Below are 15,005 nucleotides of genomic sequence, written 5' to 3' on the forward strand. Positions count from 1 at the left end.
ACCACATAAATTTAATATACTTACAGGGAGATTATAGTCCGCATGTCTCTTTAATATATTTTCTTGCCTTTACTGCATATTCAAATGGATTTGCCTTTGCAGGGTCTTGTTCTGCTTCCACCAATAGCCAACCCTCATAATTGTTTTCTGCTAAAATTTTGAATATTGCATTAAAATCAATGCTTCCATCACCTGGTACTGTAAAAGCTCCTAATCGAACTCCTTTTAAGAAACTAAGTTTTTCATCTTTAACCTTTTTTGCTATCTCCGGTCTAATATCTTTTAAATGAACATGCTTGATTCTATTTATATATTTTTTAAGTATTTCTATATGCTCCTCACCTGAATATACTAAATGACCTGAATCAAACAACAAGTAAACTAACTTTTCATCAGTAATGCTCATAAGCTTGTCGATTTCTTCTGTTGTTTGTACTCCTGTTCCCATATGATGATGGTAAACGAGCTTCATTCCCTTATCTTGGGCCAACTTTCCTAGCTTGTTTAATCCATTTCCAAGCAGCTTCCATTCTTCCTCATTAAAATGGTACTTTTCATCAAACACTGGAGTATCTACTTCACCTTGTACGCTATGTCCCTGCTCAGCTACAACGATTATATTAGCTCCCAAAGCATGTAGAAAATCTCTATGCTTAATGAATTCCGCCTTAGTTTCTTCATATGGTTTCGTGGTTAAGAATGAACTAAACCAACCGCTTGCAATTTCCAACCCTCTAAGCTCTAAAGCCTTTTTTAAAACTTTAACATCCTTTGGATACTTATTTCCTACCTCTGTTCCTTGGAAACCAGCTAATGCGGCTTCACTCAAGCACTGATCAAAAGTGTTTTCTTTTCCTAAATCTGGCATATCATCATTTGTCCATGCAATTGGAGCAATACCTAATTTGACCTTTTTACTATCTAACATAATTAACACCCCTCATAATTAAAATTTAATTTCAGATAATTTAACTGGTCTGTTCTCATGTAATGATTTTGTAGCAGCTTCACCAATTAATACAGCTTGTAACCCATCTTCACCATCTACAGGTGTATCTGTATTATTTACAATTGCGTCAATAAATTCTGTTACTTCCTGCGCATAAGCCTGCATATATCTTTCTAGGAAGAAGAATAATGGTTTTTCTCCTGTAACACCATCTTGAGTTGATACTACTGCCGATGAAGTGCTATCATTTGCTATTGAAACCTGACCTAATGATCCGAACACTTCAGCCCTTTGATCATATCCATAAGCTGACTGCCTTGAGTTATCAATTACTGCTAAAGTTCCGTTTTGCATCTTTAATGTTATAATAGCTGTATCAATGTCCCCAGCTTCGCCTATAGCGTTGTCTATCAATACATTACCGAGTGCATAAACTTCTTCAACTTCACTATCTAAAAGATATCTAGCCATATCAAAATCATGAATTGTCATATCTAAGAACATGCCACCAGAAATCTTCACATAATCTATTGAAGGTGGCTCAGGATCTCTTGAAGTTATTTTCAAAATATGAGGTTCTCCAATTTTTCCACTAGCAACCGCATTCTTAATTGATTTAAAGTTGTGGTCAAATCTTCTATTAAACCCTACTTGATACTTAACCTTAGATTTACCTAATTCATTAATGACTTCTTTTATTCTAGTTAAATCATGATCAATTGGTTTTTCACAGAAAACATGCTTTCCTGCTCTTATTGCTTCTATTGAGATTGGTGAGTGTGTATCTGTTGAGGAGCAAATTAATACTGCATCAATTTCTGGATCTTCTAATATTTTTTTATAGTCAGTATATACCTCAAGTATTCCCTTACTCTTTGCCCATTCTCTTGTAGCATCGTTTAAGTATGCATCAGCAATTGATTTAATTTCAGCATTTTTAACATATTTTGATATACTTTCTCCATGTACCTTCCCAATTCTTCCTACACCAATAATTCCAACCTTTAACATATTGCCCCGTACCCCCTCTTAATCAGCATATGATACTTGTTTATACTTGTAAATTTATCGCAATTTTAATATTATCTGATATTTTTAATCCATCAATAAACTCTTTTTCAACGTCGTCCAATGGTATTGTCTCAGTAATTACTTTTGAAATATTTTCACTGTTCTTCTCTATTATTTGTATTGCTTTTTCAAATCCTCCTGTACCGCCAATACTGCCATAAATACTTAATGCTTTTTTAATAACTGTTTCAAAATCTAAATCAATATAGTTCTGATGACCAATGCAAATGACAGTTCCACATCTTTCAGCTAGAATAAGTGCTTTCTTAAACGCTTCTCCACTTCCAGTAGCCTCAATGATAAGATCATAACAATTATTTGACTCCCCTATACTATCCTTAAAATCCATGTTAACTGTATTTACATTAGAAAAATCAAATGAAGAAATCAACTCTAGTTTCTTGCTTTCTATATCTGCCACTGTAATATTAGGGATACCTATCTCTCGTAATACAAATAATGACATCACGCCTATCCCGCCGGCACCTAGTACCAAAGCATTATTAATTTTTTTTAATTTTGATTTTTCAATTCTGTTGGTTATTGCTTGTACAGCAACAGCCATAGGTTCTGCTAGAACAAACGCCTTATGTTTGCTAATTTTTGGGCAATGATAAATATACTTCTCATTTTCAATAATATATTGTGCACATGCTCCGTCAATTGTTATACCTCTTTTTTCTACATTGTCACATTGATTTTTATTCTCTTTACAGAGAGTACATTCATCACAATAGATAGAACAATCTCCAGTTACTAAATCTCCAATATTCCAATTTCCTTTTACATTTTCCCCAATAGAACTTATTTTTCCTACCCATTCATGTCCCAAAATGATGGGATAACTATGTGGACCTAAGTATTTTCCTTCATATAGTTTTATATCGGAACCACAAAGGGCTACATAATTAACCTTTATGAGTATTTCACCATCCTTGATTGGGTTCAATTTTATTTCTTTAACTTCTATCTTTTGGGGACCACTTAACATTACAGCTTTGTTTTTAAAAAGCTCCGCTTTTTCTAAAACCATATTTATTACCCTCTTCCTTTATTTGTTTATTTGTTTTGAGACCATCTATATATCCTTTTATATCTAATAATGCATTCCCACTATACTAAAAACTATCGATTACATTAGTTAGGTACTCTTTACTTTCCTTTAATGCCTTATCACACATTTCTGAATGGTTATATAACTCTACACTTACATAATCTTCATAGTTATATTTCTTTAGGATTTCAAACACCTTTTGAAAGTTTATATCTCCTTCTCCAGGTATTTGATGATAATGTACCTTATTCTTAATATCTTCTATATGAATATGGCGTGTATATTGCAAAGAATTTTCTAAAGCTCCATAAAAATCATTTTCACAGCAATAAACATGTCCAATATCTAAATTCAACCTAAATCTTGGATTATTTATCTTTTTAATTAATTCTACTGCAACCGCTGATGTACCGACAAAAAAATTAGGTTCTGGTTCTATTGCTAGTATTATTTTGTCATCTTCTTCTAATAAGGTATCAATTCCCTCACAAAGATACTCCATAGCTTTTTCTTTATCCATACCTTCTTTTAATTTTCCACTTGCAAAATTTAAAACAGGTACTTCTAAATATTTAGCTACAGCTATTGATTTTTTTAACAAATCAATTCTTTTTCTTCTGCCCTCCTTTTCAGTATTTATTAATGATGGTTCAAATGGTTCAGAACTTAATAACTTTTCAGAACTTAATAACTTATCAGCGCCAGTAGCAATACATACGATATCTATATCTATATCTTTGCATATTTTTTTTACTTGCAATAATCGCTCTCTACTCACGTTTAATGGATTAATATGGTTATCGTGAAATGACATTTCTAAGCCATCGTAGCCAAAATTCTTTACCTTGTTGATGGCTTCAATCAACTCCAGTTTTCTTAATCCATTAGTGTTGTAACTTATTTTAGGCATACACAATCACCTCTTTCTTAGTTCCACTCCAATAAATAATTACTAATTTTTTCATTTTTTTCCTCCTCTTGATAATATTATGTACATTCATATTGCTATTGGTATAGTAACTGCTGATAACCCTTACCGTCCCTCTTCATTATGATAGGGAACAATTTTATTTACATTTTTTATTGTGTTGATATTGATTATCGTTCTTATTTACATTATAATGGTTTTAAATTAGATTTTTTTAACATTATTACTATATTTTTTTAAAATATTAAGGAGATGCTATGAAAAATTTACTCAATCACACAGAACTTGCCTTAAACATTAAGAATAATAACTTAGAAAATGCCAATATGATATATATGAAAAAGGTAAAAGTACTTTTAGTATTATCCAGTAATACAAATGAATTAAGGAAACTGCTCTACTCAATCAACATCTTTATATACACCTATTTCTGCAACAACAATTCCATAACCTTGGAGGATTTATGCTATAAAAATCTTAATCTTATGGACAATTATCACTTAAAGGAAGATTTAATTTCTTTAGGGAAAGCAATTATTAAGAGCTACATAAAAGTCATTCATCATGATAAATCAATATCAGAAAACGAAATTATAAAACATGCTTTGGCCTATATTCATTCAAATATTGAAAAAAAGATAACCTTACAAAAAGTTGCAACTCACATTCATATAAGCAGAAACTACTTGTGTTATCTTTTTAAAGAGAATACTAGTTTTAAATTTTGTGAATACATAAACATATGTAGAACAAATGTAGCAAAAAATTTCTTAGACAACTCATCCTATCCACTAGATGTGATTTATTTTAAATCTGGTTTTAATAGTCAAAGTCATTTTTGTACTACATTTAAGAAATATGTGAATGTTTCCCCCAATGAATATAGAAAAAGAACGCGGTAGTAGACTTAAACATTAATATCTCATAATAAAATAGGCAGAATTTTATTGCATTAAATACAATTATCGTAAAATCTAAGTAGAAAAATAAATAAGAGGGGAATAGATATAACTATTTGTTCTTGCTGTGACAAGGGTGAAATGATTACAAAAGAGGAGAAAGATTTAATCTCTATAGTAGAGCTAACGCGGGATCGTTCAATAGCTCGTTTCAGACATTGAGCAACTTTCGTAGCTATCATCCCTTAAGTATATACTTAAGGTGATAGTTTTTATCGGCTCAACATCTGAATCCGAACCTGGTCATTTCACGACATTTTTAAATATTAATATCGTTGCAATCGCGATAATTTATTTTTATATCCACTTTTCATCGTCTGAAATCCATTCCATATTTATTAGATCAAAAGATCTTATATCGTCATGTAAACATAAGTACGAAGGAATGTTGATTTTTGTTCCAATAATTTTCTTCCATATTTCCGAGAACCATCTAATAAGTTCAAAAGAATCTTCTTCATAGGCATCGATCCCTAATTCCTCATAATGCTCGATCTCATCATAGGAAAATATATGTTCAACTTCTTGAAGCAAATCATATCCTCCTGAAAAATAAATATCTCCATCAATTTTTTCGTCATGAAAAAATTCATTAGCGTCTCTTGTCATAGAAAACATACGGATATAAAATCCAGATGTAAAGCCTTCATTAAAAATTTCGAAGTCCAAAACTTCGATTTCTGGATGAAAATTAAAATTTGATATCTTCATTAGTTCATCTGACTAAGCACCAGAAAGTTTATCAAGGTAGTTTCTCACTTTATTTCTATACATATATATCTGACATCTTTATCAACTCCTTCTATCCACAATATTTTTCAATACTTCCATATTGCTTTATAGCCATTTTAGCAATCTTATCAATTGTAGTTTCCTTAGATTTTAAACGTTCAATAAATTATTATATTTATCTATACTCCCCCCCCGCTTTTAATTATATCGTTATTATTATTATATAAAAAAGCTATGAATTTAGAAATTTTCTACATTCATAGCTTACTATTTTAATTATCCCTCTGTATTGTGATTTAATAATTCTTCTATAACTTTTTTATCTGTTGCATTTACTATTTCTTCTTTAATCTCATCGTCCATTAAGCTTATAGCAAGTCTTTGAAGAATCTTTAAGTGTTCATTCTTTCCATCTTCTGGTACTGCTATTAGGAATACAATGTTAACTGGTTCATCATCAAGACTTTCCCATTCTATTCCACTTGAACTTTTCCCCACAACAACTGTTGGTACTTTAACCCAGGATGACTTTGCATGTGGAATAGCAACTCCATCACCTATTCCTGTTGTTGATATTGATTCTCTTGCTTTAACATCTTCTACATATTTATCTACGTCTATTAATCTTTCATCTATTAAGCTTGCTAAATGTTTTATAGTTTCAAACTTTTCACATGTATTTAAATCTAAATCCATATATTTCACATCAAATAATTTACTCATGTTTTTTCTCCTTGTATTCCTTATTTTTTAAGCTTTTTGCTCTTTTCTTATTTTCATACCTTTTAGATAATTAATCATTAATGCTGTAACAATTGAGCCTACAATTATTGCTATTAAAAACATTAATATTCCATCAATACCACCCATTAAAGCAACTATTGGGCCACCGTGTGGTACTCTATCAGCAACCCCACCTAACATAGCTATGTTAGCGCCAACTATTGAACCTACCATTAATGATGGTATAACTCTTAAAGGATCAAGTGAAGCAAATGGAATTGCTCCTTCTGTTATTCCACAAAGCCCCATTGCAAATGCTGCTTTACCAGCATCTAATTCTTCACTACTGTAGTATTTCTTTTTTAAGAATGTTGCAATACCCATTCCTATTGGAGGAATTGCTATTGCTGCTGCAATAGGACCCATTATTTCTGGATTGCCTGCTGTTATCATTGAAACACCAAATAAGAATGCTGTTTTATTTACTGGTCCACCCATATCAAATGCGACCATTGCACCTAATATAGTAGCTAAAATTACTGAACTTGTGCCCGACAAACCTACTAGAAAACTTTTTAATGCTTCAAATGTTATTGTTATTGGTCCACCTACAACTAATATAAATACTAATCCCATTACCAATGTTGATATAATTGGAATTACTATTATCGGCATTATTGGCTTAATCATGTCTGGAACTTTAATTGATTTTAATCCCTTAACTATATATCCAGCTAAAAATCCTGTTACTATACCGCCTAAAAATCCAGCATTCGCTTCTGACCCATAAAAAGATCCATTCGATGCAATATATCCACCAATTAGTCCTGGTACTAAACCTGGTCTATCACCTATTGAATACGCAATAAATCCAGACAATACTGGTACCATGAATAGGAATCCTGCTCCACCTATCTTCTCTATAATTTTCCAAAATGATTCATCTGGTATTACAAGTCCTGCATTAGTAGGTTTTCCACCAAATGCAAGTGCCATTGCTATTAATAGTCCTGCAACAACTACAACTGGAATCATATATGAAACGCCACCCATTAAGTGCTTATAAAAAGTTGGTTGCTTAGATTTTAATTCCTTCTTACTTTCATCAACACTCTTCATCCTTTTTTCTTTCTTCTTTTCTACTTTTCCATCTAAAAACATTTGTATTAGAACATCTGGTTCTTTAATAGCTCTAGTTATTGGACACTCTATCATTGGAAGCCCTTCAAATCTTTCTAAACTTACTGCTTTATCAGCTGCAATTATTATTCCATCAGCTTCTCTTATATCTTCTTCTGTTATTACATTTTCCGCGCCTGTTGCTCCTTGAGTTTCAACTTTAATTTCTACTCCCATTTTCTTTGCCATCTTACTTAACTTTGCTGCGGCTATATAAGTATGTGCAATTCCAACTGGACATGATGTAACTGCTAATAATTTCATATCTTTCATCCTCCGTTTACTTTATTAATTAAGAAACTTCAAATGCTTTATTCATTTCTTGTCTTTATTATATATTGGATGTAAACATATTCATAGATACACTTTTTCCTGTTATAGCGGAAATTAAATATCTACTTTTAGTTAATTACAATTCTTTTAAATCATCATCTTAGATGCAGCAAAAATAAAACTTCAGAAGGAGATTTATCCTCCCACCGAAGTTTTATCTTTAAAATTTGCTTATTATCTTATTTAATTCTTCAAAATCATTACATTTAATAATATTTTTCACAACTTCAATGTCTATAATATTTTTATATAAATGCTCTAAACAATTTTTCCATTCATACCTATCTTTAACCGCCATACCTATAAGTAAAACTAATTGTACTTGTTCTTTACTCCAAGTAATTCCCTTCCTTAATACGGCAACAGCAATAAAAGACTCATTTATGTCCTCGCTCATATGATGTGGCACCGCAACTAATTCGCCTATTTCTGTACTAGCTATTTCCTCTCTTTTAAAAATACTTTCTCTTACATTTTCATTTATATAATCTCTTTTAATTAATTCTTTTGTCATAAAATCTAATAAATTGTCTCTATTACTAGCCACAACATTCTTAAAGAATAAATTTTCTTTAAGTTTACTTACAAGACCATTTGTATTATTAATGTTATTGTCTATCTTTTCTTCAATTAGCTTTATTTCTTCACTATCTAATAAGCTTTTAATATATATAACCTTATCTAATCTAATATCTAAAGGAACTGTAGATATTATTAAATCTGCTTTTTCTATTACGTCATCATTTAATTCATATCGCGGAATAGTATCTACAATATTTAACCTATTTTTAAAATGGGATTCTAACTTTACTTTAAGAAGCAGAGACGTCCCAACACCTGTTGTACATACTATTATGACTTTCTTTGCAGTAGATTCTCTGTTTTTATTTTTTCTTTCAATGGCTGCTGCAAAATGTAGAGCAATAAATCCAATATCATCTTCTGTTAAATTAAGGTCTGTTTCCTCTTTAATAATCTTGTTTGCGAGAAGTGAAAGCTCTAATGCAAAAGGATAGTTATTTTTTATTACACTCAGCATAGAATTTTCTACCCTAATTCCATATCTCGCTCTATTTATTGATACTTTAAGATGATGACCTAAGAAATTGATAAGCATATTATCATTAGTAAAATTGATATTAAAACTATTATTTATTGATGCTAATATTTTTCGTAGTATTGCATCTTCCTCTACATAATATTCTTCTGTTTCTTTGCTTGTTTCCATATGACTACTTGCCATTATATGTTTAGTCAGATATAACATTTCCTCTTCGATTAAATCAATTCCAAATTCATCCTTTATTTCATTACATATACTTTTAGCTATCTTAATTTTTGATTCTCTTTTTAACTTTTTTCTAATATCCGCATCATAAGAAATATTTTTATGATAATAGTTTCTAGTAATCATTATTATTAAATAAGATTGTATATCTCTATATGCTATGTCCGATAATCTAAAATTAAATTTAGAAATATTATTTTTAATTATATAATTTATATATGTGTTTTTTTCTCCTAAAATTTTCTTTATTTGGATATACAGGTTATTTTTTATTTCTTTATTACTAGCTAAAACATATCTATTGATGCAATAACGTATATTCTCTTCACTTCCAGTAATTTTAATTCCCTTATTACCAATCTTCTCTATATCAGTACTAAATTTTACTAGAGTATTTTTTGCAAGTTTAATATCATTCTTTAATGATGATAAACTTACATATAATTCATCTGCGAGTTCATTTTGAGTTATTCCTTCCATTCCTTTTAACTCATTTATTAATAACCTTGTTATTATATATTCTGCCCTTTCTATAGCTGTTAAATTATTAGATATATCCTTTTCTTTGTTCTCACTTAAGAACTCCTTAAATGTTTTCTCTTTAAGAATTTCAATTCTATACCCTCTTGATTTTTCAGATAAAATAATTGCACCTTTATCTTCTAATATATAGTTTAATTCCTTTATATCACTTCTTATAGTTCTAGATGAGACGCCTAATGTATTACAGAGATATTCTCCAGTAACTATCTTATCAACACATAATAATATGTGTAAAATCTTTTGCAATCTTAAATTACATATCATGTTTACCACCCTTATATTAATATTTAATTGTTTTTTATTCCTCTCATTCTTAATCTTCTAAAATGTATACTTTTTATACATGATAACATATCTATTACACCTCACAAATTATATTATACCAAAACCCATCTTTATAATATCTCTAATATAAACATATTCAAATTTACACTTTTCCCATAAATCAGTATATTAAGATAATAAAAAAAGAACCTTCCAAACATTTGTTTTGTTTGCTCTGGTTCAAGTTTATTTTTCTTAAATATAAAGATAAGTTATCTTCTATATAAAACAATTTCACAAATTTAAATGACGTTCTTGCTTCGCGACATCTCATTAATATGTTTGCAAAAAAGCTTTTAAATTATTAAATTCAGTTATATAACTTTTTCTAATTCGCTCAACTATATTTCTACCTATTGTTTCATCATACATATGTGATGTTCTATTCCTATCCAACATCATTTCGATCCAAATTTCCCCATCAACAATTATCTTATGCTTATATGCTATCTTAAATGTACTCCGTGGAGATATTTCCTCGTCTATTATACCCTGTTCTTCTAAATAGGACTTCATAACTTTCCAACTTTGCTCAAATGTAAATTCAAATCTTTGAATAATTCCATCAATAATTATATCATCTGTAATATCCTTTTTTAATGCTTCGTCCAATCTAGCTAAGGCTTTTACAAAATCGCTTACTTTTTCACCTAATCTCTTTCCCATTGTATATAACAACCCCTTCCTTTAATATATTCTTTATTAATTCTTCTTTATTTAACTCATTAAATGATAATATATCAAAACTTAAAGGCGTATTTATTTCGCTTATATCCATATTAATATTAGCTAATGTCAAGTGCATCATTCCTGCTCCAACTATACAAATATCTATATCTGAATTATATTTATTATTTTAGCACATATAAAATTATTTAAAACTAAAATATTGAAAAACACTTAAAAATAATAAACTATAAAAAGCTTTTAGGTGAATATATGAATGCTTTAATAACTTTTACACTATTAACTACATTCATTATTTGGTACTGGGCATAAATCACGTTAATTAAATTTTCTATCCATAAAAGATTTTTAATTGCATAACTTAATAGCAAAGGGCATTTCTTTTGTTCCATCAAGATTCGACCAACTACCAATGTACTCCCCGTTTGAAAAAATCTTCCCTTTGAATACGCCTGTAATGTTTTCATTATTATCCAACTCATTCATGGTAACATTATTGTCCATATCATAAACGCCTTTAAGTATAATGTCCGTTTTATACTTATCATAATAATATGTTCCTGAAACCTCATTGCTGTTAAAAAAAAGTTTCATATGAACATTTAGATTCCTATTTATCGCCCCACTCATAGATAACTCTTTTTGATCTAAATAAGATTCTTTTACTTCCCCATTGCTGTTATTATTCAACTTATTTGCTAAGGATACCTTTAACGCTATATTATCTTCTGCAATATTGCTATTAATTGTACTCTTCAATTTTTTAGCATCAGCACTCTTACTATCCAATTTTAAAAGTTCATTTATATATTTCTCAGCGTTATCATATTCCTTGCTACTTATAGCCTCATTTGCCAATGTTACATTTAACTTTATAAATTGTTTTTTACATTCTTCTATATTTTCTTGTGCATTAGAATAAAATTCAACATTTCCTTTTGTTATTTTATTGAAGTTTTCTATACTAATTAAGTAATCTTTATCATTCATTAATTTTCTACCAAATTGATAGTGTGTCTTATCTATTAGTTTTTTACTATCTTTATATTTCAATATTTGCTGCAACTGCGACAATGCTTTGTCAAATTCATTGCTTTTTAATAGCTCAGTTCCATATCTATAATGTGTTTCCTTAATTTCTTCATCAGCATTTTTATAATGTAGTAAATTTTCAAATATTAGTAATGCTTCGTTATACTTTCCACCGTTTAATAACTTTATTGCATTTCCATATTGTTGGTTTTTTATTACCATTGGTTTTATATATCTAATAGATGCAAAAATAATAAAAAATAATAATATTGTCAATAGAGAACTAACTTTAGCTGTTTGAATCATTTTGTATTTTTTCTTTTGTGCTATATCTTTTTGAATTTTAATTTGTTCTTCTCTTTCTTCCTCATCTCTTTGTTTTTCCTTTTTCACTTTTAACCTTATTTTTTCTTGGTAAATTTGATAATCATTATAGGACTTTTCTAAATACACTTTATTGATAATATCAAACTGCCATGTTTTATCTCGTCCACATCTGCAACACGCTAAGTTAGAGATATTATTTAATCTTCCGCAGCAACATAACCAACCTAACCCTTCTAAAGTTTCTGGAATGAACTCAATACCGAAAGAATTCCCTTCTAATTTAATTCTTTTTAATTCGCCGATTAACATGTCCCCTAAAACATTTATCCTAGTTCTTTCGGTTATTTTATTTAATTGACATTCTTTATTTATTTTCTTAATATCTCCATTTTTATAAACAACTTTTTGAACATGTATGTTAACTTTTCTTACATTTTTATTTATAAGTGGTACAGCCACATTTTCACCAAAAGTATTATTGGGTTTTACGTCCAAGTCTTGATAAGAATGTATAATGATATTATTGTTTTCATTCATTTTATCTCCAGCATCATCAAAACATTCAACTGAAATATATACTGATGAAATATTTTCATTTGATATATTACATATTTTCAACTGAAGAACAACATTATCGTAAGTAACATCATAAAGTAAAGAACCGTTAATTATTTCTATTGGCCAATCTTTAAACCAATAATTAAGATCTATATACCTGATATTTGTATATCTATTTCCAGCCATTATTGTCCCCCCCGGATTTATTAAAGTGGTGGTAGAGTATTATTTAAATTATCGTTTTTAGGTCCACTATTTTCGTTTAAACCCTCTAAAAGATTGATGATTCTCTCACTTTGCTTTATATTGCTGATTTTATCCAAATATCCAATCATAATGAAGCTAACTCCAAGGATAGCAAACATTGTTGCTAAGACAAAAAAAGAAGTTGCCCTAGTTCCATTAATAATATAATTGTATGCATCTCCTCCAACATAAGAATTTTTAGTTAAAGATGACACATCACTAGAGTAATAGTTTGTAAGTTTATCATATCCTAGATAAATCATAACTGATGACACAATGAACATAACTGCAGATAATAAATTCCACTTTTCTTGCTTACTTTTATTCATTTCTAATACTTCCCTTCACTCAAAACATATTATGAGGTCCCTCGAATCATATTTAAATATATAAAATAAATTATAACGACTATCTTAATACTATTTATAAGTAAGTCTCAATATGCCATATATTACACCATACTAATATTTAGAAGCTAAAAACTTAGAATAACTTGGAGATGTGTTGGGGGGGGTTATTGCTTAATATATGAATCTATTTTTAAAAACAAAGCAAGATGTCCACCACTTAAATAATCACATATTTTCGGATTTGGCATTAGTTCAATCAATCCCTGCTTTATTCCCCCACTAAATGTCTCATCATCCTTGGATAGAATCAGTAATACTTTCCCATCGAGATATGCAAAATCATTTCTACTGCCTCTATTTAAATTCAATAAGTCTATCATTGGGCTACATATATGGCGCTCCTTCGATTAGTCAATCTATGAAACACTATCTCAAATAATTCTTGCATATACCCTTGCTCTTCTTCTGTGCATCAACATAAATCAGTATATTAATGTAATAAAAAAAGAACCAGAGCAAACATTTGTTTTGTTTGCTCTGGTTCAAGTTTATTTTTCTTAAATATAAAGATAAGTCATCTTCTATATAAAACAATTTCACAAAATTAAATGACGTTCTTGCTTCTCGATATCTCATTAATATGTTTGCAAAAAAACTTTTAAATTATTAAATTCAGTAATATAACTTTTTCTAATTCGCTCAACTATATTTCTAGCTATTGTTTCATCATACATATGTGATGTTCTATTCCTATCTAACATCATTTCGATCCAAATTTCCCCATCAACAATTATCCTATGCTTATATGCTATCTTAATAGTACTCCGTGGAGATATTGCCTCGTCTATTATACCCTGTTCTTCTAAATACGACTTCATAACTTTCCAACTTTGCTCAAATGTAAATTCAAATCTCTGAATAATTCCATCAATTATTATATCATCTGTAATATCCTTTTTTAATGCTTCGTCCAATCTAGCTAAGGCATTTACAAAATCGCTTACTTTTTCACCTAATCTCTTTCCCATTGTATATAACAACCCCTTCCTTTAATATATTCTTTATTAATTCTTCTTTATTTAACTCATTAAATGATAATATATCAAAACTTAAAGGCGTATTTATTTCGCTTATATCCATATTTATATTAGCTAATGTCAAGTGCATCATTCCTGCCCCAACTATACAAATATCTATATCTGAATTATATTTATTATCGCCCCTCGCTCTCGAGCCAAATAATATTACTTTTTCAATTTCTTTATACTTTTCAAAAATTTCTTTTAATTTAACAACCAATTTTTCATCAATCATTTTATTATTACCTTTCTAGATATATTTCTTGAATTTTATGCATTTTTTAGATACTAGTTTTCACCATATTTATTATTTTAGCACATATAAAATTATTTAAAACTAAAATATTGAAAAACACTTAAAAATAATAAACTATAAAAAGCTTTTAGGTGAATATATGAATGCTTTAATAATTTTTACACTATAAACTTAAAAACTATAATGGGTATTCTATAAATGTCATCAAATTATATTTTACGAAGAACTGAAGTTACAGCCTTCTAACCGCCTTGCTACTACACTATTGACTAACAGTTCTTCTAAATGTTAAGACCATTTTCAACTCAATTGTAACTTGTGACGGTAAATATTTCACTATAGTTTCATGCATTGTATAAGCAAATTTTTCTCATATTAATAGAACGC

16 protein-coding genes are annotated in these 15,005 nt (G+C 29.2%); 1 reads left to right on the forward strand and 15 read right to left on the reverse strand.

The window, feature by feature from the left end; all coding sequences use genetic code 11:
* Positions 1–31 precede the first annotated feature (31 nt).
* From iolE to KTC92_RS07320, 4 genes are all read right to left on the reverse strand, one after another.
* Entirely contained in the window at positions 32–928 is an 897-nt protein-coding gene (iolE, locus tag KTC92_RS07305; protein ID WP_220287598.1) for a myo-inosose-2 dehydratase, read from the reverse strand.
* An 18-nt stretch (positions 929–946) separates the two neighbouring features.
* Positions 947–1,960 (reverse strand): inositol 2-dehydrogenase, encoded by a 1,014-nt coding sequence (iolG, locus tag KTC92_RS07310; RefSeq protein ID WP_220287907.1) that lies wholly within the window; start codon positions 1,958–1,960, stop codon positions 947–949.
* Positions 1,961–2,000: 40 nt separating this feature from the next.
* A complete protein-coding gene (locus KTC92_RS07315) occupies positions 2,001–3,053 on the reverse strand; it encodes a zinc-binding dehydrogenase (protein ID WP_220286997.1) in 1,053 nt (350 codons plus the stop codon).
* Positions 3,054–3,138: 85 nt separating this feature from the next.
* On the reverse strand, positions 3,139–3,984 hold the full coding sequence (locus KTC92_RS07320; RefSeq protein ID WP_220286998.1) for a sugar phosphate isomerase/epimerase: 846 nt from the start codon (positions 3,982–3,984) through the stop codon (positions 3,139–3,141).
* Between the two features lie 275 nt (positions 3,985–4,259).
* Between KTC92_RS07320 and KTC92_RS07325 the strand changes: the two genes are divergently transcribed.
* Complete coding sequence (locus tag KTC92_RS07325; RefSeq protein ID WP_220286999.1) at positions 4,260–4,904, forward strand: AraC family transcriptional regulator; 645 nt, start codon at positions 4,260–4,262, stop codon at positions 4,902–4,904.
* A 354-nt stretch (positions 4,905–5,258) separates the two neighbouring features.
* Here KTC92_RS07325 and KTC92_RS07330 read toward each other — a convergent pair whose 3' ends face one another.
* The 11 genes from KTC92_RS07330 to KTC92_RS07380 form a co-directional block, all read right to left on the reverse strand.
* Positions 5,259–5,672 carry a hypothetical protein gene (locus KTC92_RS07330; protein WP_220287000.1) on the reverse strand — a complete coding sequence of 138 codons (414 nt, stop codon included), beginning with the start codon at positions 5,670–5,672 and terminating at the stop codon, positions 5,259–5,261.
* A 297-nt stretch (positions 5,673–5,969) separates the two neighbouring features.
* Positions 5,970–6,416 carry a PTS sugar transporter subunit IIA gene (locus tag KTC92_RS07335; RefSeq protein WP_258280735.1) on the reverse strand — a complete coding sequence of 149 codons (447 nt, stop codon included), beginning with the start codon at positions 6,414–6,416 and terminating at the stop codon, positions 5,970–5,972.
* A 27-nt stretch (positions 6,417–6,443) separates the two neighbouring features.
* Entirely contained in the window at positions 6,444–7,859 is a 1,416-nt protein-coding gene (locus tag KTC92_RS07340) for a PTS fructose transporter subunit IIC (protein ID WP_258280736.1), read from the reverse strand.
* A 229-nt stretch (positions 7,860–8,088) separates the two neighbouring features.
* Positions 8,089–10,023, reverse strand: a complete 1,935-nt coding sequence (locus KTC92_RS07345; RefSeq protein WP_220287001.1) for a BglG family transcription antiterminator — start codon at positions 10,021–10,023, stop codon at positions 8,089–8,091.
* A gap of 333 nt (positions 10,024–10,356) precedes the next feature.
* The gene (locus tag KTC92_RS07350) at positions 10,357–10,749 is read right to left on the reverse strand and encodes a nucleotidyltransferase substrate binding protein (RefSeq protein WP_220287002.1); all 393 of its coding nucleotides are present in this window, start codon (positions 10,747–10,749) and stop codon (positions 10,357–10,359) included.
* A complete protein-coding gene (locus KTC92_RS07355) occupies positions 10,730–10,891 on the reverse strand; it encodes a hypothetical protein (protein ID WP_220287003.1) in 162 nt (53 codons plus the stop codon). Before KTC92_RS07355 ends, KTC92_RS07350 begins: the two co-directional genes overlap by 20 nt.
* 227 nt (positions 10,892–11,118) lie before the next feature.
* Complete coding sequence (locus tag KTC92_RS07360; RefSeq protein WP_220287004.1) at positions 11,119–12,873, reverse strand: lipopolysaccharide assembly protein LapB; 1,755 nt, start codon at positions 12,871–12,873, stop codon at positions 11,119–11,121.
* A gap of 20 nt (positions 12,874–12,893) precedes the next feature.
* Complete coding sequence (locus tag KTC92_RS07365; RefSeq protein WP_220287005.1) at positions 12,894–13,262, reverse strand: hypothetical protein; 369 nt, start codon at positions 13,260–13,262, stop codon at positions 12,894–12,896.
* Positions 13,263–13,447: 185 nt separating this feature from the next.
* Positions 13,448–13,663, reverse strand: coding sequence for a hypothetical protein (locus KTC92_RS07370; protein ID WP_220287006.1), 216 nt, complete (start codon positions 13,661–13,663; stop codon positions 13,448–13,450).
* A 255-nt stretch (positions 13,664–13,918) separates the two neighbouring features.
* On the reverse strand, positions 13,919–14,311 hold the full coding sequence (locus KTC92_RS07375) for a nucleotidyltransferase substrate binding protein (protein ID WP_220287007.1): 393 nt from the start codon (positions 14,309–14,311) through the stop codon (positions 13,919–13,921).
* The gene (locus KTC92_RS07380; RefSeq protein WP_220287008.1) at positions 14,292–14,597 is read right to left on the reverse strand and encodes a nucleotidyltransferase domain-containing protein; all 306 of its coding nucleotides are present in this window, start codon (positions 14,595–14,597) and stop codon (positions 14,292–14,294) included. Before KTC92_RS07380 ends, KTC92_RS07375 begins: the two co-directional genes overlap by 20 nt.
* Positions 14,598–15,005 lie beyond the last annotated feature (408 nt).

Origin of the sequence: Clostridium sp. CM027 (assembly GCF_024730565.1) — a bacterium.
GTDB classification, from domain to species: Bacteria; Bacillota; Clostridia; order Clostridiales; family Clostridiaceae; genus Clostridium_AD; species Clostridium_AD estertheticum_B.